This window comes from Mycobacteriales bacterium (assembly GCA_036497565.1).
GTDB lineage: Bacteria > Actinomycetota > Actinomycetes > Mycobacteriales > QHCD01 > DASXJE01.
The window spans coordinates 1-1,500 of the sequence record DASXJE010000187.1 but is presented as its reverse complement, the minus strand read 5'-3'; the positions used below and the strand labels follow the sequence as shown (position 1 = coordinate 1,500).

General features: G+C 72.7%; 2 protein-coding genes. One reads left to right on the top strand and one right to left on the bottom strand.

The genetic code is table 11. From position 1 onward, the window contains the following. On the top strand, positions 1-699 hold a 699-nt coding region (locus VGH85_15530), incomplete at its 5' end, for a hypothetical protein (GenBank protein ID HEY2175217.1). A 6-nt stretch (positions 700-705) separates the two neighbouring features. On the opposite strand, the gene VGH85_15525 is transcribed toward VGH85_15530, so the two are convergent. Continuing rightward, the coding region (locus VGH85_15525; GenBank protein HEY2175216.1) for an ABC transporter substrate-binding protein at positions 706-1,500 on the bottom strand (795 nt) is incomplete at its 5' end.

Here is a 1,500-nt window from a genome sequence, read left to right as displayed (position 1 = left end):
CGGGTCGGCGGCCGGGCGGAGCTCAACGCGGTGCACGGGTGGCGGCCGAGCTGGCGGCAGTACCTGGACTGGCTGGCGGCGGAGCTGTCCGACCTCGGCGTCGCCGTCCGGTGTGGGGCGGCCGGCTCCATGGCCGAGGTGCTGGCGTCGGCGCCGTCGGTCGTCATCGTCGCGACCGGGTCGCGGCCGCGGTCGATGTCCGGCATGTCCCTGGTGGACGCCGACGAGGTGATCGCGTCGCCGCCCCCGGTCCGGGCCGACGGGCTCGCGGTGGTGATCGACGACGACGGCGGGTTCGTCGCGCCGACCGCCGTGGCCGCGCTCGCCGAGCAGGGCTGGTCGGTCACCATCGCCACCCCTCTGCCGGCGCTGGCGGCCGAGGTCGACGCCACCCAGATCCGCTTCGTGCACGAGCGCCTGGCCAAGGCCGCCCCCACCGTCATCCCCGACGTGCGGCTGCTGCCCGAACCCGGCGGGGACGTGGTGCTGGAGCACGTGCTGACCGGCGCCATCCGAACACTCCGGTCACCGGGGATCGTCGTCGTCGCCGGGCACCGCCAGGCCGAGAACGGACTGCGCGCCGAGCTGCTGGCCGCCCGCCCGGAGCTGGACGTGCGGCTGGTCGGCGACGCGCTCGCGCCGCGCGGGTTCGACGCCGCCACCGCCGACGGTGCCCTCACGGGTGCCGCGATCGACTGAGCCGGCTTACGGGATGAGGCGGGGCGCGCCGGTCTGCTCGGCCGACGCCGGGAGCCCGTTCGCCTCGAGGATCTTGGTGATGGTGCCGTCCTTGTGCAGCTCGGCGATCGTCTCGTCGAAGGCCTTGAGCATGTCCTGGTTGTCCTTCGCCATCGGGAACGTGGCCTGCGCCGCCTCCTTCGACGCCGCGACCCGGTCGTCGGCCTGGGCCACCAGGACCTTCGTGGCGACGCCCTTGTGGGTGAAGAGCGCCGACCCGTAGCTGTCGACGCCGACCTCGATGCGACCGGCCTTGAGGTCCTGGTTCATGTCGACCGCGGAGGGGTAGAGGCGCAGGCTGTCGCCGAGTACCTGCTGCAGGTCCTTGACCCACAGGTACCCGTCGACCGTGCCGACCTTCTTGCCCTGCAGCTGCGTCACGCTGGACAAGCCGGCGTCGGAGACGATGCCCATCTGGTCGAGGTAGAGCGGGGCGGACAGGTTCACGACCTTGGAACGGGGCACGGTCCGGTACCAGTCGCCGATGGCGAGGTCGGCGCGGCCCTGCTGCACGCTCGGGATGAGCGATGCGGTGTTGCCGGCCTGCGCGGTGATCGTCAGGCACTCGCGCTTGGCGATCTCCCGGAGGACGTCGGCGTCGACCCCGCTCATCCCGTCGGGTCCGGTCGTCATCGCGTAGGGCGGCAGGTCGTACACGCCGACGGTCAGCGTGCCCTTCTCGATCGTCGAGAACTGGTGCTTCGGCGTGCAGTTGCCGGCGGCCTCGGTGCCACCACCGCCGCCACCGCACGCGGTGGTCAG